We start from the raw sequence: 20,289 nt of genomic DNA on the forward strand, positions 1-20,289 counted from the left end.
CCGCCCCGGCGGACCGCCGCGGATCCGGGTGCGACTGGTGAGCCGTCGGCGTGATCGTCGTCGGCGAGGTGACAATGGGGCAATGTCAGCAAGCCAGGACGCTCCGGATCCGCCGCAGGTGACGCCGGATCAGGAGGCGCCGCGGGGTGAGCACTGGTGGCCGGTGGTGCTGGCGGTCGCCGTGGTCGCGACGCTCCATGTGACGCTGCCGGCCCGCTACCGCGTCGATCCCTCCTGGGTGCTCCCGGCCGCCACGGGCTCGCTGCTGGCGGCGCTGATCATCGGGGACCCGGGGCGGATCGATCGTCAGAAGGCCTGGCTCCGGGTCGTCACCCAGCTCCTGATCGGCTTCATCACGGTGGCCAACATGTTCGCGGGCGGCCATCTGGTGGCGGACATCCTGACCGACAACAGCCTGTTCGCCAACAACGCCACGGGGCTGCTGGCGACCGGTGGCGTGGTCTGGGTGACGAACGTGGTCGCCTTCGCGCTCTGGTACTGGAGCCTGGATCGCGGCGGCGCCGCCGCCAGGGCCCACCGGCCGTACGCGAACCCGGCGTTCGTGTTCCCCGAGATGCAGTACACGGACTTCGCGCCGGCGGTCTGGGTGCCGCGGTTCGCCGACTACCTGTCGCTCGCCTTCTGGACCGCCACGGCCTTCAGCCCCACCGACGTCTCGGCGGTCAAGCGGTGGGCCAAGCTGCTGATGATGGCGCAAGCGGCGCTGTCCCTGGTCGTGGCCACCCTGGTGATCGCCCGGGCGATCAACATCCTCCAATGAGCGCCACGCGGATCGCGCTCCTCGGCCGCGTCGTCGTCGACGGCCGCGGGCCCTGCCCGGATCGGCCTGACAGAGCGTAGCCGTGCCGTCCACCGCCGGTCCGGTGGGGTGTTCGCGAACCACAATGCGAGATTGCCCCTGGTGCCGCGCCCGCCTCGCGGTACTGTTGACCTTCACGGTTGCCGGACGCGAAACGGACGGGCGATGCACGCACGCCAACTGCGGGACGAGTGGGTGGTCTTCGGACACCCGTCGCTGTCGCGCGCGGCGTTCCGCCCGTCGTTCGGAGCCCACCGCGCGATGACCGGCGCTCCGGTCCTCGGTGCCCGGCTGGTGCGGCGCCGCTGGATCGACGGGGTCGGCTCCCCGACCGGTCTCTGTCGCCCGTAACTGATCGTGACTGCCCGCAACCGGTCGTAGCTCCCTGCTGTCGTCCGGCACCGCGCCCTCTCGCGTCCAGGGGCCCGGCGCCCCGGGTGCGCCCGGCAGTCCGAGTCCCGTCTCGTCATGCCCCGTCGTGGTCCGTCGTAGCCACGCGGGCCTTCGGCACCGGCCTCCCCGGCACCTGCCCGAGGTCCGGCCTCGGCCGGCCCCGCCTCGGCGGCCGTGCCTCGGCCGGAGGCGCCGAGCCGAGGACACCGAGCAGAAACCCGAGAAGGTCACCGAGAAGGTCACCGAGAAGTTCGAGATCGAGGAACCGCTTCGCATGCCCCAGCACCCCGTGCTCACCCCCGACGGCACGACGGACCAACCCCCGGCCGCCACCGACGACGGCACCGCCGACGCCACTGACGCCGCCGCGCACCGCCACCCCTTGGACAACCCGGCCCGTGCCGCCCTGCTCGGCCCGCACGCCCACCTCGCCGAGAGGCACGGTGACGTCCTGCGCTACCCGGCCGACGTGTCGCCGTTCGCGGCCCTCCCGGACCGGCGCGACCGCGAGACCTGGCGGCACGTGGCGGCGCTGTACGGACCGGGCGGTGTCGTCGCCGCCACCGGCTCCCCGGACAGCGTCCCGGCCGACTGGGAGATCCTCATGCACGGCCCCGGTGTCCAACTGGTGGACGACGGTGTCCGGGCCACGCCCGACGAGGAGGCCGTCCGGCTGGGCCCCGCCGACGTGCCGGAGATGCTGGCCCTGGTGGCGCACGCCCGGCCGGGCCCGTTCCTGCCCCGCACCATCGAACTCGGCGGGTACCTGGGCATCCGGCGCGGCGGTGCCCTGGTCGCGATGGCGGGGGAGCGGTTGCGCCCGCCGGGCTGGACCGAGATCAGCGCCGTCTGCACGGCCGAGTCGCACCGGGGGCAGGGCCTCGGATCCCGGCTCGTCCGGGCGGTCGCGGCCGGAATCCGCGACCGCGGCGACACGCCGTTCCTCCACACCTCGGCCGAGAACACCACGGCGATCCGGCTGTACGAGTCGCTCGGGTTCCGGCTGCGCCGGCAGGTCACCTTCCTGGGCCTGCGGGTCCCGGACGGGGAGCACCGCGCGTGACCGCCGCCCGTCCGTGACCTCACCACGGCACCAGTACGACCGCACCATCACCGCCCCGGACCAGCACCGCACCGTTTCACCTCTTTCAAGGAGTTCGATGTGAGCCAGACCGTGAACTACGCCAGCCCCGCCGACACCGCCGTCCACGGCGAGTACCGGATCACCAGGGTGCCCGGCGACGAGCGTCCGCTGTACCGCTTCACCGGGCGGATCACCGCTGACGGCAGCAGCGGCTACCTCGCCGAGCCCGGCCGGTACCACCTCTACGCGGGCTGGTTCTGCCCCTGGGCGCAGCGCACCACCATCCAGCGCGCGCTCAACGGGCTGGAGGACGTCGTCTCGGTGTCCTACGTCGACGGTCGGCGTGACGGCCGGGGCTGGGCCTTCCGGGAGACCCACGGGGCGGACCCGGTCAACGGGTTCACCCTGCTGCGGGACGCGTACGAGCGGACCGAGCCCGGTTTCGACGGGCACATCTCGGTGCCGACGCTCTGGGACCGGCAGACCGGCCGGGTGGTCAGCAACGACTTCCGGACCATCGGCATCGACCTGGCGACGCAGTTCGGTCAGTGGGGGAACGGCGCGGACGCCTACCCGGAGGACCTCCGGGCCGAGATCGAGGCGCTGGACGCCCGGCTGGGCCCGGCCGTCAACCAGGGCGCGGGTGTGGCGGCGGGGGCCGGGGAGGCCGCCCTCGCGGCCCGTGCCACGCTGCTGGAGACCTTCGCGGAGCTGGACACCCGGCTCGCCACCAGCCGCTACCTGCTGGGCGACCGGCTGACCGAGGCGGACGTGCGGCTCTGGGTGACGCTGGCGCGCTTCGACGTGGGGACCAACCACGCCCGTGCCATCAGCCCCGGCCTCGCCGAGTACCCGCACCTGTGGGCCTACGCCCGTGATCTCTACCAGCAGAAGGCGTTCACCGGCACCACGGACTTCTCCACCTTCACCGAGCCGGGCGCGAGCCTGCCGGACTGGACCGCCCCGGTGGAGCGCCCGTAGCGCGTCCGGGAGCCGGGGCGGGCTGGGGCTGGGCACCCCGCGCGGCCTTGCCCGACTCCGGCCGGTCCCGACCGACTCCGCCGGGCAGACCGTTCACCCGAACGGTCCGCCCGGCGGAGCGGCAGCGGCCGGATCAGCCCCGGCCCCGACCAGCCCTGGTTCCGAGTCGGCCGAGGTCCGCGCCGCGAGGCCGCCGGCCCAGCCGCTCCACCAGCGACGCCCGGTGGGTCTCGCGGCTCGCGAGGGTGATCGCCGTCCACGCCATCGCCAGGCCGCCGTTGAGGACGGCGCGGTCGGCCTCGGCGTTGGTGCCGTACCGGGTGAGGTCGGGGTGGTGCATGACGGTGTCGCCGGCGCCGTGGCCGATCGTGGGGTGGAGGGTGGGGACCAGGCGGGAGACCGCGCGCCCCTTCGACGGCGAGCCCACCACGCTGCGCCGCGCGGTCGTGGAGGGCCGCCCGCTGCCGGAGCCGCTGCCCGTCGACGAGCTGGACGAGCAGCTCGTCGCCCTGGGCGGGGCGACGCCCGGATGTCGATGACCCGGCCGGCCCGCGAACCGCGGGTCGGGGAGACCGCCGCCCGCCGCCGGCTCGCCCGCGTGGTGTCCTGCCACGTCCTGCACCCGCGGCTCCGGGGTGGAACCCGAGTCCTGGGTTCCCCGTCGGGTCACGCTTCCGGCTCGCCGTCGCGCCGCGTGAGCGCGCGGAGGCCCTGCGGGCGCTCGGTCGCGAGCCGGCCGTTCGTCACCGCGCTCTCCCCTCCGGCAGCCGCGACATCCTCGGTCAATCGAACCGTCGCACCCTGGAGGAGCTGAACGCCTGCTCCGCCCGTGCCTTCCAGGCCGCCGCCGGCGCGCTGGTGGACACCACCCTGGTCGTGCGCGGCCGCAAGCGGCTCGGCCGGACGGCGGGCACGGAGAAGGCGCCCCCGAGCCCCCAGCCGCTGCCGCAGCCCGCGCAGCCGCAGCCGACGCGGGCCCGCGGCCGAAAGGCGGCCGGTCCCGGTACAGCCGTGACACGCGTGACCGGCGTGACACCCGCGACGGTGCTCGTGACATCCGCGACGGCCTTGGTGCGACGCGCTGAGCAGCCAGGACCCGGCCCCGCCGGACACCGACCCGAGGCCGAGCCCGACCGCCGATCTCCTGACCGGACCTCAACAGCCATTGACGCGGGCACTTTTGTTGATCTACGGTTCCAGCGCGCCACGAGTTCCGGTGTTCAAGCCCTGGCTGGCCGGACGGCAACCCCCTGACGCGGTGGGGTGCTCCAGGTGAAGGCTCGGTGGACGTCCCGTTCCGCAAGCGCGATCGCTCCGGTCATGGTCCGGAGCCAAGACCAGGAGGCCGACATGGCAGGGCTGTTCAGCCGCCGCCACATCGACCTGCTGTTGGTCTCCAGCGCGCTCTGTCGTCGCTGACCACCGGACGGCCGCCCGGCCGGACCGGTCCAGTGATCGACCTCTTCGCGATGCGCGCCGCCCCGAACCGATCCCGGGTACGGCCACACACCCCAGGCCCCGAATCCCGGGCCGAACCCCAGGCCCCAGGCCAGGGGAGCGGCCCCGGGAGCGGCCCCGGGGCCGGCGCACTCGCGTCCAACACGCGTGCGGAAGCAGGGAATTCCCATGTCATCTCTCACCAGCAGCACCGGAACCGGCTCGGCCGGACACAGCCTCGCCGTCATCGCCCTCGGCACGGCGGCGGTGGTGGCCCTGACGGCCTGCACCAGTTCCCGGACGGCCGGCGGCACCAGCGGCGCGGCGGCGAAGGCCGTCACCATCGGCACCACCGACCAGGTGACCGGCCTCGATCCGGCCGGCTCCTGGGACGCGGGGTCGGGGACGATCGAGAGCGAGGTCTACGCGACCCTGCTCAGCGCCAGGAACGGCTCGTCGGACGTGTCGCCGGACCTCGCGTCCGCGATCGCGCTGACCGGCCCCACCACCTGGACGGTCACGCTGAAGCCGGGCCTCACATTCGCCAACGGGCACGAACTGACCTCCTCCGACGTCAAGTTCAGCTTCGACCGGCAGTTGGCGATCGCGGACAAGAACGGTCCCTCCTCGCTGCTCTACAACCTCCTCTCGGTGGCGGCGCCGGACCGGGACACGGTGGTCTTCACCCTCAAGTCGGCCAATGACACGCTGTTCCCGCAGGTCCTCTCCACCGCGGCCGGCTATGTCGTGGACGAGGAGGTGTTCCCCGCGGACAAGGTCCTCGACGACGCGGCCGTTGTCGCGGGCAAGCCCTGGAGCGGCCCCTACGCGATCCGCAGCTACGAGAAGAACGCGTTGGTCTCCTTCACCGCGAACACCGTCTACCAGGGGCAGCTCGGCACCCCGAAGACCAAGAACGTGCAGCTCAAGTACTACACGGACGCCGGCAATCTCAAGCTCGACGTCCAGCAGGGCACCATCGACGTGGTCTACCGCACCCTGCCGATCACCGACCTCCAGGACCTGGCCGGCAAGCAGGGCATCGCGGTGCACACCGGATCCGGCAACGGCATCCGGTTCATCGTCTTCAACCTCAAGACCCAGCCCTTCGGTTCAGCCACCCAACAGGCCGCCCCGGCCAAGGCCCTGGCGGTCCGTCAGGCGGTCGCCGACTCGATCGACCGGTCCCAGCTCGCCTCGCAGGTCTACAAGAACACCTTCCAGCCGCTCTACAGCTCCGTCCCCGACGGCATCACCGGCGCCACCCCCTCCCTCACGTCGCTCTACGGCGACAAGAAGGGCGGGCCGGACAAGGCCGCGGCGGCGCAGCGGCTCTCGGCGGCGGGCGTGAGCACCCCGGTCACCCTGAACCTGCAGTACAACCCCGACCACTACGGCTCGTCGTCGGCGGACGAGTACGCGTTGATCAAGACCCAGTTGGAGGCCACCGGCCTGTTCAAGGTGGAGCTGCAGTCCACCGCCTGGGCCCAGTACGGCAAGGAGCGCGTCGCCGACCAGTACCCGCTGTACCAGCTCGGCTGGTACGCGGACTACCTCGACGCCGACAACTACCTCTCCTCCTTCTACGCCGAGAACAACTGGGTGAACAACGGCTACGCCGACCCCGCCGTGCGGGCGCTGATCAAGCAGGAGGAGACCGAGACCGACGCGGCCAAGCGCACCGCGCTGATCCAGCAGGCGCAGGACGCGACCGCTGCCGCGTTGCCGCTGCTGCCGCTGCTCCAGGGCTCCACCGCGATCGTCACCCGGGCCGGGATCGAGGGTGTGCCGGAGAAGCTCACCAGCGCGTACCAGTTCCGCTGGGCGGAGCTCTCGAAGAAGTGACCGCTCACCCGCAGGACACCTCCGGCGCCGTCGGCTCGGCCGGCGGCGCCGCCGGGTACGGCCTCGCCCGCTACCTGGTCGTCCGCTTCCTCCTCATCGTCCCGACCGTGCTCGTCCTGGTCAGCGTCGTCTTCTTCCTGATGCGCGCCACCGGCGACCCGATCACCACCGCCTTCGGCGACCGGCTGACCCCGGCCCAACTGCAGGACAGACTGCACCGGGCGGGCTACGACCAGCCGCTGCTCACCCAGTACCTCGACTACCTGCGGGCCGTGTTCACCGGGGACTTCGGCACGACGGCCACCGACAACCAGGCGGTGTCGCAGGTGCTGCGGACCTACGGCGCCGCGACCGTCGAGCTGTCCGCCGTCGCGCTGCTGGTCGCGCTGGCGGTCGGCCTGCCGCTGGGCATGGTGGCCGCCTCCTACCGGGACCGCGCGCCCGATGTCGCGCTGCGGCTGTTCGCGATCCTCACCTACGCCACCCCGGTCTTCTTCTTCGGGCTGTTGCTGAAACTGGTCTTCGCGATCTGGCTGGACTGGTTCCCGGCCTCGGGCCGGGCGAGTATCGACGTCCAGCTGGAACTGCAGGACCAGACCGGCACCACCGGGCTGTACCTGGTCGACGCGGTCCGCAGCGGCGACCTGTCGGCGGTCGCCGACGTGCTGCGGCACGCGGTGCTGCCCGGCCTGGCACTCGGCCTGCTGGTCGCCGGGGTGCTGCTGCGGCTGGTCCGGACGAACCTGATCGGGACGCTGTCCGCCGACTACGTGGAGGCGGCTCGCTCCCGCGGGGTCGGTCCGCTGCGGCTGGTGACCAGGCACGCCACCCGGCCGGCCCTGGTCCCCGTCGTCACCGTCCTCGGTCTGCAGATCGCGGGGCTGCTCGGCGGGGCGGTGCTCACCGAGACCACCTTCGAATGGAAGGGCCTCGGCTTCGAGCTCGCCCACTATCTGACGGTCCGCGACTTCGCCGCGGTGCAGGGGATCGTGGCGGTCTTCGCCGTGGTCGTCGCCCTGACCAACTTCCTGGTCGACGTCGTCGCGGCGCTGATCGATCCCCGAGTGAGGTACTGAGTGGTGAACCACCTGCTCGCCCGCCGGGGCGTCGCACCACGCCGACGGTGGCTCCCGCTGCCCGCCGGGGTGCGCGGCAGCGTCGGGCTGCAACGCGTCATGCTGCTGACCGGGGCGGCGCTGACCGGCCTCTTCCTGCTCGCGGCCCTCCTCGCCCCGCTGCTCGCGCCCTACGGCTACGCCCAACTGCGCAGCGGTGAGGAGCTGTTCGGTTCGCAGCAGCACCCGAGTGCCGCTCACCCGCTGGGCACCACCGTCGCCGGGTACGACGTGCTGTCCCGGACGCTCTGGGGCACCCGGACGGCGCTGGGGATCATCGCCGTCACCCTGCTGCTCTCGGTGGTCGCGGGCGTCCTGCTCGGTCTCGTCTCCGGCTACCTCGGCGGCCGGCTGGACCGGTTGCTGGTGGGGCTCGCCGACGCGATGTACGCGTTCCCCTCGCTGCTGCTGGCGATCATCATGTCGATCGTGATCAGCGGCGGCCGGTCGAGCCTGGCCGGCGGCCTGGGCGCGGCGGCCTGTTCGGTCGCCGTGGCCTTCGTCCCGCAGTACTTCCGGGTGGTACGGGCCGAAGTGGCCCGGGTGAAGGCCGAGCCCTTCGTCGAGGCGGCCCGGGTGATCGGTACCGGCATGTGGCGGATCATGTTCCGGCACGTCCTGCGGAACTCGGTGCGCACCCTGCCGCTGCTCCTCACCATCAACGCCTCGGAGGCCATCCTCACACTGGCGGGCCTGGGCTTCCTCGGCTTCGGGATCGAGCCCAACTCGGCCGCCGAATGGGGCTACGACCTCAACCGCTCGGTCGCGGACGTCACGTCGGGGATCTGGTGGACGGCGCTCGCGCCCGGGCTCGCGATCGTCCTCACCGTGCTCGGGACGACCCTGCTCGGCGAGAGCCTCACCGACCTGGCCGACCCGAGGCTGCGCCGCCGGCCCGGCGAAGGGCGGCCCCTCACCCAGCCCGTACCGGACGGAGGCCCCGGCGATGACTGACCTGCTGCGGATCGAGGACCTGCACATCGCGTTCGGCACCGACGGCGGGCGGGCGCCCGCCGTACGCGGGGTCACCCTGTCGGTGGCGCCCGGTGAGGTGCTCGCCCTGGTCGGCGAGAGCGGCAGCGGCAAGACGGTGACCGCCAAGGCGGTCCTCGGCCTCCTGCCCGCGACGGCGTCCACCGGCGGACGGGTGCTGCTGGGGGACGGCGCGGCCGAGCCCGTCGAGGACGTGCTGACGGCCTCCCCCGCCCGGCTGCGTGCCCTGCGCGGCTCCCACGCCGCGATGGTGTTCCAGGAGCCGTCCACCGCGTTGAACCCGGTGTTCACCATCGGCTGGCAGCTTGCCGAGGGGCTGCGGGCCCACGGGGGCGGCTCACGGGCGCGGCGGCGCGCCCGGGCGATCGACATGCTGGGGCAGGTCGGCATACCGGAGCCGGCCGTTCGGGTGGACCACTACCCGCACCAGCTGTCCGGCGGGCAGAAGCAGCGAGCCGTCATCGCGATGGCGCTGGCTCTCGGCACCCGGCTGATCGTGGCCGACGAGCCGACGACGGCGCTGGACGTCACGGTGCAGGCCGAGATCCTCGAACTGCTCCACCGCTGCCGGACCGACTTCGGCACGGCCGTCCTGCTGATCACCCACAACATGGGCGTGGTCGCGGACCTCGCCGACCGGGTGGCGGTGATGCGGGAGGGGCGGATCGTCGAGCAGGCGCCCGTCCGCGCCCTGTTCGCCGCGCCGGCCCACCCGTACACCCGTGAACTGCTGGCCGCCGTACCCGCCTTCGCCACGGCGGCGGCGCCCGCCCGCCCCCCGGCCGGAGCCACCGCCGCCGTCGGAGCCACCGCCGTCGGAGCCACCGCCGTCGGAGCGACCGCCGTCAAAGCCGCCCCCGAAGCGGTGGTGCCCGTGGTGAGGGCCGCCGGCCTGACCGTCGAGCATCCCGCGCGGCTGGGCGGCCGGGCCTTCCGGGCCATCGACGGGGTCGACTTCGAGATCCGCCCCGGTGAGGTGCTCGGTCTGGTGGGGGAGAGCGGCTCCGGCAAGACGACGATCGGCCGGGCGGTCGCGGGCCTGGTCGGCGTCAGCGCGGGAGAGCTCGACGTGCTCGGCGAGCCGCTGGCGGCCCGGGGCCGGCTGCGGCGGGCGCGCCGCTCCACGGCGGGCAGCCGGGCCGGGCAGATCGGCTTCGTCTTCCAGGACCCGGCGACCAGCTTCAATCCGCTGCTGACGATCGGCGAGTGCGTCGGGGAGCCGCTGTCGGTCCACCGGCGTGACCTCGGCGGGCGGGCGATCCGGGCGGAGGTGGAGTCGCTCCTGGAGTCGGTCCGGCTGCCGCGGGACTACGCGGACCGCCACCCGCACGAGCTCAGCGGTGGCGAGCGCCAACGTGCTGGCCTGGCACGTGCGTTGGCGCTGAACCCGCGGCTGGTGATCGCCGACGAGCCGACCTCGGCGCTGGACGTCTCGGTCCAGGCGAAGGTGCTGGAGCTGTTCGTCCGGCTCCAGCGGGAGCGGGGCTTCGCCGCCCTGTTCATCAGCCATGACCTCGCGGTGGTCCAGCGGGTGGCGGACCGGGTGGCGGTCCTGCGGCACGGCCGGATCGTCGAGTCGGGCAGTGCCGCCGAGGTCCTCGGCGCACCGCGGGCCGACTACACGCGGCGGCTGATCGCCGCACTGCCGGTCCCCGATCCGACGCGGCAGGCGCGCCGGGACCGGAGTCCCGCGCCCGCCTGACGGCGACGGCGCCGGGCGCGCGGTACGGCGCGCCGGGCGCCGTCGCCGGCCGAACCGCTTGCGCGCCCGGCGGGCCGAAGCCGTCGCCCAGGGGCTCCGGGTCGGCGATGGCCACCGTGGGCCGGTGGGCCGGTGCGGAGCCGCGAGCGGGGCCCTCCCGGTCCAGTCCGGGTCCGGGCTGAGTTCCGTCCCGCGCCCTGGTGTGGTGGTCGGCGCGGTACTTCTCCAGCGCCCGGGGTGGCAGCCTGGGCCGGGCTCGAACGATCCGTGCCCGCGGCGGAGAACGGCGCGAACCCTGTCGCCCGGATCTGCCGAGGAGGCGGACCCGGTCGGCGCGGGGGTCCTGCGGGAGATGGACCGCGACGGCCCGGCGGCGCCGTCCCGCCCGGAGTGACCCGTCCCAATGAGGTGTGACCGGTCTCAGCGAGGTTCGACCGGCGCGGCTCAGTCGGCGGAGCTCTCCGGTGGGGGCCACGGTCCGTCGAAGGCCGGTCCGCAGTCAGGGGGCAGGTGGGCCACTACCAACGCGGCCGCCTCGTGCGGTGTGAGTGACTCGCCGAGGACACGCTCCGGCGCGCCCAGCGGCGCGGACACGACGCAGGATCGCGCGCCGCCCACGCTGAACGGCAGGTCGTTGCTCCACGGGAACCGCGTATTCCGGTGGAAGGTGAGGGTCCCGTGGCTCGGAAACGGGAACAAGGCCCGCGATCGCGGTTCGGCGTAAGCGGCCTCGATGACCGCGGGCTCCCCGCGCCGCGCCGTGGGGTGCCTCTCCAGCATCCCCCGCCAGGTCTTCTCGGCGACCGTCTCCTCAGCCATCCCGCGATCATGACGGCCGCACCCGTCCGGGGCAACCCGCCCCAGCCCAATGGTCGAACTCCGATGAGACGGGTCACGGAGGGCGGGGCGGCAAACCGGTGCGTATCCTTCCGGTCGCGGCCTCGGGTGGGTGCTGACCTGCGGCGGAGGCGATCTGACGGTCCGCCGGCCGATCCTCGGACGTCCGCGCGGTAGCGGTACGTGGATATGACATGTACGCTGCGTGTCGCTGGTTGAACAGCATGCGGGCCTGGCCGCTGCTCCGTGGGGGGAGTCACGTCCAGGCCCGGCCGCCGGCCAGGGCCCCGGTTGCGCTCGTGGGGGAGCTTCAATCGGGGCCCGTCGACGGGCTACTGAGGGTATGCCCGTTCGGAGCGGCTTCAGTCATGCCAATCGTGCGGAGGTGACCGAACATCGGGCGCGTCCCGCCCGGCATGCCCTCGCGGACGGTGTCGCACCGGCCCGTCCGGCCGGGTGAACGGGCGGCGCGGCGAGGTGGGCGGCGGCGGTCCGGGGCGGATGATCGGCGGGTTCACGGGTGCCCACACAGTCGGAGGCGGCCATGCGGATCCTGCTCGTCGCGAGCGCGTTCAACAGCCTCACCCAAAGGGTGTACGCCGAGTTGCGGGATCTGCGCCACACGGTCGGGGTGCACCTGGCGGGGGACGACGACGAGCTGCGCGGGGTACTGCGGCGGTGGGCCCCGGACCTGGTGATCGCGCCGATGCTGCGCACGGCGCTGCCGCGCGACGTCTGGTCCGCGCTCCCGTGCCTGATCGTGCACCCCGGCCCGCCGGGGGACCGCGGCCCCTCCTCCCTCGACTGGGCGATCCACGAAGGAGCGGCCGACTGGGGCGTGACCGTGCTCCAGGCCGACGAGGTGATGGACGCCGGCGCGGTCTGGGCGACGGCCGCCTGCTCGCTGCCGACCGTCGGCAAGAGCGACCTGTACCGCAACGAGGTCTCCGACGCCGCGGTCGAGGCGGTGCTCCGGGCCGTGGAGCGGTTCGCCACGGGCACCTTCACCCCGCGCCCGCAGAGCGGCCCCGACTGGCGGGCGCCGGACCGCACCAGGCCCTGGCTCCGCCAGGAGGCCCGGCGGATCGACTGGGCCGGGGACGGCACCGACACCGTGCTGCGCAAGCTCCGGGCGGCGGACTCCCAGCCCGGCGTGCTCGACGACCTGCTCGGCGCCGCGTGGTACCTGCACGGCGGCCACCCGGAGCCCGTCCTGCGCGGGCGCCCCGGCGACCTACTGGCGACCCGGGCCGGGGCGGTCTGCCGGGCGACGTCCGACGGCGCGGTGTGGATCCCCGAGCTCCGCCGGCGCCGTCACCCGGGTGGCCCCGCCACCTTCAAACTGCCGGCCGTCGTGGCGCTGGGTGACACTCTCCCGGCCCTGCCCGACCTGCCCGCGCCGCTGCTGCCGGCGCGGGACGACCCGCCGGCCTGGTCGGACATCCGCTACCGGGAGGACGGCCCGGTCGGCCGGCTCCACTTCTCCTTCCCCGGCGGCGCGATGAGCACCGGGCACTGCCGCCGGCTGCTCGACGCCTACCGTTTCGCGCTGGACCGGCCGACCTCGGTCCTGGTGCTGGGCGGCGGCCGCGACTTCTTCTCCAACGGGATCCATCTGAACGTCATCGAGGCCGCGCCCGACCCGGCGGCCGAGTCCTGGGCGAACATCAACGCCATCGACGACCTGGTCGAGGCGGTGCTGACCACCACGGACCGCCTGGTGGTCGCGGCCCTGGGCGGGAACGCCGCCGCCGGCGGGGTGATGCTCGCCCTGGCGGCCGACGAGGTGTGGTGCCGGCGGGGCGTGGTGCTCAACCCGCACTACCGCCTGATGGGCCTGCACGGTTCGGAGTACTGGACCTACACCCTGCCGCGCCGGGTGGGGGCGGCCGAGGCCGGCCGGCTCACCGGGCGGGCGCTCCCGATGAGCGCCGCGGCCGCGCTGCGGGCCCGGCTGATCGACCGGGTGCTGCCCTGCGCCCCGCGGGACTTCGGGCTGGAGACGGGCCGGCTGGCCGGGCTGCTCGCCGCGTCGCCGACGGCCCAGAGCAGGATCGCCGCCAAGAAGGCCGCCCGCGACGCGGACGAGCTGGCCAAGCCGCTCGCCGCCTACCGCCGCGAGGAACTGGCCGTGATGCACCGCCAGTTCTTCACCCCGGAGGCGCCCTACCACGCGCTCCGGGCCGCCTTCGTCGGCAAGCGGCCGGCACCGGGGCCCGGCGGGGCGGCCGCGCCGACGCCCGGGTGACCGGCCGGACAGCCCGGCCGGTTGCTCCGGGCGGCTGCCCCGGCTTGCGCTCCGTCCGAGTGCTCCCCCGGCCCTGCGGACCGGCGGACGGAGGCAACCGCTGCTATGACTGGTTTGAGCCTTTTTGTCCGGCTCCCAGTTCCGAGGAGGCATCCTCATGGGTGCTGCAGCAACGAGCGCCACCGACACCGATGTGGTGCACATTCTCTGGATCAACGCGGGCCTGAGCTGCGACGGTGACTCGGTCTCCCTGACCGCGGCCATGCAGCCGAGCATCGAGGAGATCGTCACCGGCGCACTGCCGGGCCTGCCGAAGATCGCCGTCCACTGGCCGCTGATCGACTTCGAGTGCGGGCCGGTCCAGGGCGCGGACAACTTCGTGGAGTGGTTCTTCAAGGCGGACCGCGGCGAACTCGACCCGTTCGTCCTGGTCGTCGAGGGATCCATCCCGAACGAGAGCATCAAGGAGGAGGGCTACTGGTGCGGCTTCGGCGACGATCCGCTGACCGGTCAGCCGATCACCACCAGTGAGTGGCTCGACCGCCTCTCGCCCAAGGCCACGGCGGTCGTCGCGATCGGTACCTGTGCCACCTACGGCGGCATCCACGCCATGGCCGGCAACCCGACCGGCGCCATGGGCGTTCCCGACTACCTGGGCTGGGACTGGAAGTCCAAGGCCGGTCTGCCCATCGTCTGCGTGCCGGGCTGCCCCATCCAGCCCGACAACTTCTCCGAGACCCTGACCTACCTGCTCTACCAGCTGGCCGGCTCCGCGCCGATGATCCCGCTGGACGACAAGCTGCGGCCGACCTGGCTCTTCGGCGCCACCGTGCACGAGGGCTGCGACCGCGGCGGCTACTACGAACAGGGCCAGTTCGCCACCGAGTACGGCACACCGGAGTGCCTGGTGCGGCTGGGCTGTTGGGGCCCGGTCGTCAAGTGCAACGTCACCAAGCGCGGCTGGATCAACGGCATCGGCGGCTGTCCCAACGTCGGCGGCATCTGCATCGCCTGCACGATGCCGGGCTTCCCCGACAAGTTCATGCCCTTCATGGACCCGCCGCCCGGCTCCCACATCTCGACGAACGCGAGCTCCGCGTACGGCGCGGTGATCCGGCGGCTGCGCTCGATCACCATGAAGACCCTCGACAAGGAACCCAAGTGGCGCCACCCCGGGCGCACGCTGACGACCGGTTACCGCACGCCGCGGTGACCCGGCGGGCCGCCGCACCCCGGTGCGGCGGCCCGCTCCGCCGCTGACCCTCCCCGCTTCCAGAAGGGCACGACAGACACGATGGCACCGACGACGAAGGCAGCCGGCGACGGCAGCGGCCTGGTGGAGATGTCCTGGGACCCGATCACCCGGATCGTGGGCAGCCTCGGCATCCACACGAAGATCGACTTCAAGCAGAAGAAGGTCGCGGAGTGCTACAGCACATCCTCGGTCTTCCGCGGCTACAGCGTCTTCATGCGGGGCAAGGACCCGCGCGACGCGCACTTCATCACCAGCCGCATCTGCGGCATCTGCGGCGACAACCACGCCACCTGCTCGGTCTACGCGCAGAACATGGCGTACGGGGTGAAGCCCCCGCACCTCGGTGAGTGGATCATCAACCTCGGTGAGGCCGCCGAGTACATGTTCGACCACAACATCTTCCAGGAGAACCTGGTCGGGGTCGACTACTGCGAGAAGATGGTCCGTGAGACCAATCCGGGCGTCCTGGAGCTGGCCGAGCGCACCGCGGCCCCGCACGCCGGCGACCACGGGTACCGGACGATCGCCGACATCATGCGCTCGCTCAATCCGATCGAGGGCGAGTTCTACCGCGAGGCGCTGCAGGTCAGCCGCTACACCCGGGAGATGTTCTGCCTGATGGAGGGCCGCCATGTGCACCCCTCCACGCTCTACCCGGGCGGCGTCGGCACGGTGGCGTCGGTCCAGCTGTTCACCGACTACCTGACCCGGCTGATGCGGTACGTGGAGTTCATGAAGAAGGTCGTGCCGCTGCACGACGACCTCTTCGACTTCTTCTACGAGGCACTGCCCGGCTACGAGGAGGTCGGCCGGCGCCGCGTCCTGCTCGGGTGCTGGGGGAGCCTCAACGACCCGGACCACTGCGACTTCACGTACCGGAACATGACCGACTGGGGTCGGAAGATGTTCGTCACCCCGGGTGTGGTCGTCGACGGCAAGCTGGTCACCAACGACCTGACCGAGATCAACCTCGGCATCCGCATCCTGCTCGGCAGCTCCTACTACGAGGACTGGGAGGGCAAGGAGCTGTTCGTCACCCACGACCCGCTCGGCAACCCGGTCGACCCCAGGCACCCGTGGAACCAGCACACCGTCCCCGCGCCGCAGAAGCGCGACTTCGACGACAAGTACAGCTGGGTGATGTCACCGCGCTGGTTCGACGGCAAGGACTACCTCGCCCTCGACACCGGCGGCGGCCCGATCGCCCGCCTCTGGTCCACCGCGCTGTCCGGCCTGGTCGACATCGGCTACATCAAGGCCACCGGCCACAGCGTGCAGATCAACCTGCCGCGCTCGATGACCAAGCCGGAGACCACCTTCGAGTGGAAGATCCCCCGGTGGAGCAACGCCATCGAGCGCAACCGCGCCCGGACGTACTTCCAGGCGTACGCGGCCGCGGCGGCCCTGCACTTCGCGGAGAAGGCCCTCGCCGAGGTCCGGGCCGGCCGCAGTCAGACCTGGGAGCGGTTCGAGGTGCCGGACGAGTCGATCGGCTGCGGCTTCACCGAGGCCGTGCGCGGCGTCCTGTCGCACCACATGGTGATCCGGGACGGCAAGATCGCCAACTACCACCCGTACCCGCCGACGCCGTGGAACGCCAGCGTGCGCGACAGCTTCGGCACGCCCGGCCCCTACGAGGACGCGGTGCAGAACACGCCGATCTTCGAGGAGAACTCGCCGGAGAACTTCAAGGGCATCGACATCATGCGGGCCGTGCGCAGCTTCGACCCCTGTCTGCCCTGCGGCGTCCACATGTACGTGGGCGACGGCCGGACCGTGCAGAAGATGCACGTACCCACGGGCCTGAGCGGGCTCACCGCATGACGGCGGAGGAGACCGGGCTGCGGATCCAGGAGGCACTGGACCAGCTGACCGGCGGCGAGCAGCCGGCCGGCGAGCAGCTCGTCCGCGAGCTGATGGCCTTCTACGGGGACGGGCTCACCCGGCTCGTCCGGGCGCTGCCGCCGCACACGCTGGGGCCGTTGCTGGACGACCCGGCGGTGGCCGGGCTGCTGGTCCTGCACGACCTCCACCCCGAGGACGTCACCGCGCGGATCGCCCGCGCGCTCGACTCGCTGCCCGAGCCGGTCGAGCTGCTCGGGTTCGACCCCGGGACCGGCGCCCTGCGACTGCGCCGGACCAGGAGCGGCTGCGGCTGCAGCGAGCAGGACATCGAGGTCGCGCTGGCCTGCCACGCCCCCGAGGTGACGGCCGTGGAGCTGGACCGCGCCCCGCAGCTGCTGCAGATCGGGACCCGCCCGCCGGCCTCGGCGGAGGTGCGGTGAGCGCCCGTCAGCTTGCCCGCCCCGGCGCCGCGCTGCTGCGCCGGCTGCGTGAGCCCGCGCCCCCGCAGCCGGAGCGCTGCTCGTTCTGCGGCCAGCAGGTCCCGCAGGAGCACCGGCACCTGGTGGACACCGAGGAGCAGGCCCTCACCTGCGTCTGCACGGCCTGCGGACTGCTGTTCCAGCAGCCCGGCGCGGCCGGCGGCCGCTATCGCGGCGTGCCCGACCGCTACCTCGCCGAGCCGGACCACCGCTTCGGCGAGGAACAGTGGGCGGCGCTCGGGATCCCGGTCGAGACGGCCTTCCTGTTCCGCAACTCCCGGCAGGACCGTCTCGTGCTGCTCTACCCCGGCCCGGGCGGCGCGACCGAGAGCGAGCCCGACGAGGCGCACTGGCAGGCCGCGCTCGGCGACAGCCGGCTCGCCGCCGAACTGGAGCCCGACGTCGAGGCGCTGCTGCTGCGGCACCCGGCGGCGAGCCCGGTGCAGTGCTTCCTGGTGCCGATCGACGCCTGCTACGAGCTGGTGGGCCGGCTGCGGCGGTGCTGGAAGGGGTTCGACGGCGGGGCCGAGGCCCGGGCCGAACTCGACGCGTTCTTCGCGCGGGTGGCCGGGCGGGCCCGCACCCCCCGACCGGAGGGCGCCTCGTGACCGAGCTGTCCTTCGCCTGCACCGGAGTGCGGGCCGACCCCCACGCGGCCGGGCCGACCCTGGTCCTGCGGCTGCGGATCACCGCCCCCGAAGGCACCCGGGTGCACGCCCTCGCGCTCCGCTGCCAGCTGCGGATCGAGCCCGCGCGGCGCTCCTACGAGGAGGCGGAGGGCGAGCGGCTGTCCGACCTGTTCGGCGAGCGCTCCCGCTGGGGCAGCACGCTGCACCCGGTGCAGTTCGCCCTGGTCCCGCTGATGGTGCCCGGCTTCACCGGCGAGACCGAGGTGGACCTGGTCGTGCCGTGCACCTACGACATGGACGTGGCCTCCGCCCGCTACCTCGCGGCGCTGGACGGCGGCGACGTGCCCCTGCTGCTGCTGTTCTCCGGCACCGCGTTCACCGGCCCCGGCGGCTTCCAGGTGGCCCCGGTGCCCTGGGACCGGGAGGCGACGCTACGGATGCCCGTCCGGGTGTGGCGGGAGATGATCGAGCAGCACTTCCCCGGCTGCGGATGGCTGCGGCTGCCCGCCGATCTGATGGCGGAGCTGCTCGCCCACCGCTCACGGCGGGCCCTGCCGTCCTGGGAGGCGACCGTGCGCGAGCTGCTCGACGCGGTCCGGGCCGGGGAGGCCGCCCGGTGAACGCCTTCACGACCGAGACCGAGAGCCGGTTCGCCCAGGCCCGGCAGATCGCCGACGCCGTCCTCTTCGAGGGCTACGTCCTCTACCCCTACCGCGCGTCGGCCGCCAAGAACCGGCTGCGCTGGCAGTTCGGCGTGCTCGTTCCGCCCGGCTACGGCGAGGACAGCGGCGAGCACCGCCACCAGCGCACCGAGTGCCTGATGGAGCCCCGCCCCGGCGACCGGCTCGCCGTGGAGCTGCGGTTCCTCCGGCCGCAGCGGCGGACCGTCCAGCGCGCCACCCCGGCCGGTGGCTTCGAACCGGTCGACGAGCTGGAGCTCGCCGACCGGGTGCTCGTCCCGTGGGACGAGGGAGTCGAGGAGCGGGTCGAACTCGTCGTGCCGGTCGATGAGTTGGCCGGGGACGGGATCGTCCGGGAGTTCCGGTTGCCGGCCTGCGAGGAGAAGGAACTGCTCCGTGAGGACGGGGTGACGGTCGGCCGGCTGCTGCGCCGGCGCGAGCAGGCCGACGGCGTCCTGCGGCTGACCGCCCGGGACGTCCCGGGGCCGTACGAGGTGCGCAGGCTGGCGGTCGTGGTGGAGAACACCGCCGACTGGTCGCCGGCGCCGGGCGACCGGCGGGACGCCGCGCTGCCGCGCGCGCTGGTCTCGGCGCACCTGCTGCTCGGCCTCGACCGGGGCGTCTTCCTGTCGGTGACGGACCCGCCCGAGTGGGCGAAGGCCGCCGTCGGCGAGTGCCGCAACGAGCACACCTGGCCCGTGCTGGCCGGCCCGCCCGGTCGGAGCCAGGTGATGCTGTCCTCGCCGATCATCCTGGAGGACCACCCGCTGGTGGCCCCCGAGAGCCTCGGCGCGCTCTACGACGCCACCGAGATCGACGAGATCCTCGCCCTGCGGACGGCGGCCCTGACCGAGCGCGAGAAGCGCGAGGCCCGGGGCACCGACGAGCGGGCGGGCGCCGTGATCGACCTCGCCGACTCGATGCCCCCGGAGGTCCTGGAACGCCTGCACGGCGCCGTCCGGGGTCTGCGCGAGATCACCGGTGACACCTCCGACCAGCCCTGGTGGGACCCGGGCAACGACCCGGAGGTGGACCCGGAGCGGGACCGGGTGGTGGTCGACGGCCGCGAGGTGGGCGCCGGAAGCCGGGTCCTGCTCCGGCCCGGCCGGCGGCGCACCGACGCGCAGGACCTCTTCCTGCACGGGCGGACCGCCGTGGTCGAGGCCGTGCTGCACGACGTCGACGGCTCGGTGCACCTCGCGGTGACCGTCGAGGACGACCCGGGAGCGGACCTGTGGCGGGCCCAGGGCCGGTTCCGCTACTTCCAGCCCGACGAGGTCACCCCGCTGGAGGAGTCATGAACACGGGCCGGGTGCTGGTCGCCGGGGTGGGCAACATCTTCCTCGGCGACGACGGGTTCGGCGTGGAGACCGTCCGGCGGCTGGCCGCCCACCCGCTGCCGGCCGACGTCGAGCTGGTCGACATCGGGGTGCGCGGCGTCCACCTGGCCTACCAGCTGCTGGACGGCTACCGGACGCTCGTGCTCGTCGACGCCACCGCGCGCGGCGGCGAGCCGGGCACGGTGTACCTGATCGATGCGGACGCCGGCCCGGTGGAGTCACCGGTGCTGGACGGGCACCGGATGGGCCCGGACGCCGTACTCGCGCTACTCGCCACGCTGGCCGCCGGAACGGGCGGATCCCCGCCCGGACGGGTGCTGGTGGTGGGCTGCGAGCCGGCGTCGCTGGAGGAGGGCATCGGGCTGAGTACCCCGGTGGCCGCCGCCGTCGAGGAGGCGGTCGGAGTGGTCCTGCGGATCGTCGGATCGGACGCGCAGGCGCAGAGAGAGGCGTCACCATGCTGAAGAACCTGCTGGGCGCGGCCGTCGTGGCCGCCGTCGCGACCCTGGTCTGGCAGAGCCTGCCCGACCTCAAGCGCTACCTGCGGATCCTGCGGATGTGAGGTCCGGGTTGCGGCGAACGGTGTACTCCGGGCGCGGTGGCGGC

At 73.2% G+C, this 20,289-nt stretch carries 20 protein-coding genes and 1 riboswitch; of the genes, 18 read left to right on the top strand and 2 right to left on the bottom strand.

What is annotated here, in order from left to right; all coding sequences use genetic code 11:
• Positions 1 to 82: 82 nt before the first annotated feature.
• The 4 genes from ACIQTO_RS17325 (at position 83) to ACIQTO_RS17340 (ending at position 3,278) form a co-directional block, all read left to right on the top strand.
• Entirely contained in the window at positions 83 to 781 is a 699-nt protein-coding gene (locus ACIQTO_RS17325) for a hypothetical protein (protein WP_402388446.1), read from the top strand.
• Between the two features lie 204 nt (positions 782 to 985).
• On the top strand, positions 986 to 1,171 hold the full coding sequence (locus ACIQTO_RS17330) for a hypothetical protein (protein WP_402388447.1): 186 nt from the start codon (positions 986 to 988) through the stop codon (positions 1,169 to 1,171).
• A gap of 316 nt (positions 1,172 to 1,487) precedes the next feature.
• Positions 1,488 to 2,276 carry a GNAT family N-acetyltransferase gene (locus ACIQTO_RS17335; protein ID WP_402388448.1) on the top strand — a complete coding sequence of 263 codons (789 nt, stop codon included), beginning with the start codon at positions 1,488 to 1,490 and terminating at the stop codon, positions 2,274 to 2,276.
• A gap of 99 nt (positions 2,277 to 2,375) precedes the next feature.
• Complete coding sequence (locus tag ACIQTO_RS17340) at positions 2,376 to 3,278, top strand: glutathione S-transferase C-terminal domain-containing protein (protein ID WP_402388449.1); 903 nt, start codon at positions 2,376 to 2,378, stop codon at positions 3,276 to 3,278.
• 133 nt (positions 3,279 to 3,411) lie between these two features.
• Here ACIQTO_RS17340 and ACIQTO_RS17345 read toward each other — a convergent pair whose 3' ends face one another.
• A complete protein-coding gene (locus ACIQTO_RS17345; RefSeq protein WP_402388450.1) occupies positions 3,412 to 3,618 on the bottom strand; it encodes a hypothetical protein in 207 nt (68 codons plus the stop codon).
• 40 nt (positions 3,619 to 3,658) lie between these two features.
• On the opposite strand from ACIQTO_RS17345, the gene ACIQTO_RS17350 reads away from it, so the two are divergent.
• The 5 genes from ACIQTO_RS17350 to ACIQTO_RS17370 all read left to right on the top strand — a co-directional run bounded on the left by ACIQTO_RS17350 (position 3,659) and on the right by ACIQTO_RS17370 (position 10,370).
• Positions 3,659 to 3,817, top strand: a complete 159-nt coding sequence (locus ACIQTO_RS17350; RefSeq protein WP_402388451.1) for a hypothetical protein — start codon at positions 3,659 to 3,661, stop codon at positions 3,815 to 3,817.
• Positions 3,818 to 4,480: 663 nt separating this feature from the next.
• A riboswitch (SAM riboswitch) is annotated at positions 4,481 to 4,590 on the top strand.
• Between the two features lie 314 nt (positions 4,591 to 4,904).
• On the top strand, positions 4,905 to 6,560 hold the full coding sequence (locus tag ACIQTO_RS17355) for an ABC transporter substrate-binding protein (protein WP_402388452.1): 1,656 nt from the start codon (positions 4,905 to 4,907) through the stop codon (positions 6,558 to 6,560).
• Positions 6,557 to 7,636, top strand: coding sequence for an ABC transporter permease (locus tag ACIQTO_RS17360; RefSeq protein ID WP_402388453.1), 1,080 nt, complete (start codon positions 6,557 to 6,559; stop codon positions 7,634 to 7,636). The genes ACIQTO_RS17355 and ACIQTO_RS17360 overlap by 4 nt, the downstream gene beginning before the upstream one ends.
• The gene (locus ACIQTO_RS17365; RefSeq protein ID WP_402388454.1) at positions 7,637 to 8,629 is read left to right on the top strand and encodes an ABC transporter permease; all 993 of its coding nucleotides are present in this window, start codon (positions 7,637 to 7,639) and stop codon (positions 8,627 to 8,629) included.
• Positions 8,622 to 10,370 (top strand): dipeptide ABC transporter ATP-binding protein, encoded by a 1,749-nt coding sequence (locus ACIQTO_RS17370; RefSeq protein ID WP_402388455.1) that lies wholly within the window; start codon positions 8,622 to 8,624, stop codon positions 10,368 to 10,370. The genes ACIQTO_RS17365 and ACIQTO_RS17370 overlap by 8 nt, the downstream gene beginning before the upstream one ends.
• Positions 10,371 to 10,814: 444 nt before the next feature.
• Here the strand turns inward: ACIQTO_RS17370 and ACIQTO_RS17375 are convergent, their stop codons facing one another.
• On the bottom strand, positions 10,815 to 11,189 hold the full coding sequence (locus ACIQTO_RS17375) for a DUF6193 family natural product biosynthesis protein (protein ID WP_402388456.1): 375 nt from the start codon (positions 11,187 to 11,189) through the stop codon (positions 10,815 to 10,817).
• A gap of 562 nt (positions 11,190 to 11,751) precedes the next feature.
• Between ACIQTO_RS17375 and ACIQTO_RS17380 the strand changes: the two genes are divergently transcribed.
• The 9 genes from ACIQTO_RS17380 (at position 11,752) to ACIQTO_RS17420 (ending at position 20,245) form a co-directional block, all read left to right on the top strand.
• A complete protein-coding gene (locus ACIQTO_RS17380) occupies positions 11,752 to 13,455 on the top strand; it encodes a hydrogenase maturation protein (protein ID WP_402388457.1) in 1,704 nt (567 codons plus the stop codon).
• Positions 13,456 to 13,612: 157 nt separating this feature from the next.
• Entirely contained in the window at positions 13,613 to 14,668 is a 1,056-nt protein-coding gene (locus ACIQTO_RS17385; protein WP_402388458.1) for a hydrogenase expression protein HypE, read from the top strand.
• Between the two features lie 81 nt (positions 14,669 to 14,749).
• Positions 14,750 to 16,534, top strand: a complete 1,785-nt coding sequence (locus ACIQTO_RS17390) for a nickel-dependent hydrogenase large subunit (protein WP_380582245.1) — start codon at positions 14,750 to 14,752, stop codon at positions 16,532 to 16,534.
• Positions 16,531 to 16,995, top strand: coding sequence for a thioredoxin (locus ACIQTO_RS17395; protein ID WP_402388459.1), 465 nt, complete (start codon positions 16,531 to 16,533; stop codon positions 16,993 to 16,995). Before ACIQTO_RS17390 ends, ACIQTO_RS17395 begins: the two co-directional genes overlap by 4 nt.
• On the top strand, positions 16,992 to 17,642 hold the full coding sequence (locus ACIQTO_RS17400) for a DUF5947 family protein (protein WP_402388460.1): 651 nt from the start codon (positions 16,992 to 16,994) through the stop codon (positions 17,640 to 17,642). The genes ACIQTO_RS17395 and ACIQTO_RS17400 overlap by 4 nt, the downstream gene beginning before the upstream one ends.
• Complete coding sequence (locus ACIQTO_RS17405; RefSeq protein WP_402388461.1) at positions 17,639 to 18,283, top strand: DUF6084 family protein; 645 nt, start codon at positions 17,639 to 17,641, stop codon at positions 18,281 to 18,283. The genes ACIQTO_RS17400 and ACIQTO_RS17405 overlap by 4 nt, the downstream gene beginning before the upstream one ends.
• On the top strand, positions 18,280 to 19,644 hold the full coding sequence (locus ACIQTO_RS17410) for a hypothetical protein (RefSeq protein WP_402388462.1): 1,365 nt from the start codon (positions 18,280 to 18,282) through the stop codon (positions 19,642 to 19,644). Before ACIQTO_RS17405 ends, ACIQTO_RS17410 begins: the two co-directional genes overlap by 4 nt.
• Positions 19,641 to 20,147 carry a hydrogenase maturation protease gene (locus ACIQTO_RS17415; protein ID WP_402388463.1) on the top strand — a complete coding sequence of 169 codons (507 nt, stop codon included), beginning with the start codon at positions 19,641 to 19,643 and terminating at the stop codon, positions 20,145 to 20,147. The genes ACIQTO_RS17410 and ACIQTO_RS17415 overlap by 4 nt, the downstream gene beginning before the upstream one ends.
• The gene (locus ACIQTO_RS17420) at positions 20,141 to 20,245 is read left to right on the top strand and encodes a DUF6893 family small protein (RefSeq protein WP_402388464.1); all 105 of its coding nucleotides are present in this window, start codon (positions 20,141 to 20,143) and stop codon (positions 20,243 to 20,245) included. Before ACIQTO_RS17415 ends, ACIQTO_RS17420 begins: the two co-directional genes overlap by 7 nt.
• The last annotated feature ends 44 nt before the right edge of the window (positions 20,246 to 20,289 follow it).

It is taken from the genome of Kitasatospora sp. NPDC091207 (genome assembly GCF_044768625.1).
Lineage (GTDB): Bacteria > Actinomycetota > Actinomycetes > Streptomycetales > Streptomycetaceae > Kitasatospora.

What these genes read in the sequence shown, in the direction of transcription:
- ACIQTO_RS17415 (WP_402388463.1), top strand. Translation starts at nt 19,641, where the DNA reads ATGAACACGGGCCGGGTGCTGGTCGCCGGGGTGGGCAACATCTTCCTC.
- ACIQTO_RS17385 (WP_402388458.1), top strand. Translation starts at nt 13,613, where the DNA reads ATGGGTGCTGCAGCAACGAGCGCCACCGACACCGATGTGGTGCACATT.
- ACIQTO_RS17390 (WP_380582245.1), top strand. Translation starts at nt 14,750, where the DNA reads ATGGCACCGACGACGAAGGCAGCCGGCGACGGCAGCGGCCTGGTGGAG.
- ACIQTO_RS17420 (WP_402388464.1), top strand. Translation starts at nt 20,141, where the DNA reads ATGCTGAAGAACCTGCTGGGCGCGGCCGTCGTGGCCGCCGTCGCGACC.
- ACIQTO_RS17375 (WP_402388456.1), bottom strand. Translation starts at nt 11,189, where the DNA reads ATGGCTGAGGAGACGGTCGCCGAGAAGACCTGGCGGGGGATGCTGGAG.
- ACIQTO_RS17395 (WP_402388459.1), top strand. Translation starts at nt 16,531, where the DNA reads ATGACGGCGGAGGAGACCGGGCTGCGGATCCAGGAGGCACTGGACCAG.
- ACIQTO_RS17380 (WP_402388457.1), top strand. Translation starts at nt 11,752, where the DNA reads ATGCGGATCCTGCTCGTCGCGAGCGCGTTCAACAGCCTCACCCAAAGG.
- ACIQTO_RS17370 (WP_402388455.1), top strand. Translation starts at nt 8,622, where the DNA reads ATGACTGACCTGCTGCGGATCGAGGACCTGCACATCGCGTTCGGCACC.
- ACIQTO_RS17325 (WP_402388446.1), top strand. Translation starts at nt 83, where the DNA reads ATGTCAGCAAGCCAGGACGCTCCGGATCCGCCGCAGGTGACGCCGGAT.
- ACIQTO_RS17335 (WP_402388448.1), top strand. Translation starts at nt 1,488, where the DNA reads ATGCCCCAGCACCCCGTGCTCACCCCCGACGGCACGACGGACCAACCC.
- ACIQTO_RS17355 (WP_402388452.1), top strand. Translation starts at nt 4,905, where the DNA reads ATGTCATCTCTCACCAGCAGCACCGGAACCGGCTCGGCCGGACACAGC.
- ACIQTO_RS17345 (WP_402388450.1), bottom strand. Translation starts at nt 3,618, where the DNA reads ATGCACCACCCCGACCTCACCCGGTACGGCACCAACGCCGAGGCCGAC.
- ACIQTO_RS17330 (WP_402388447.1), top strand. Translation starts at nt 986, where the DNA reads ATGCACGCACGCCAACTGCGGGACGAGTGGGTGGTCTTCGGACACCCG.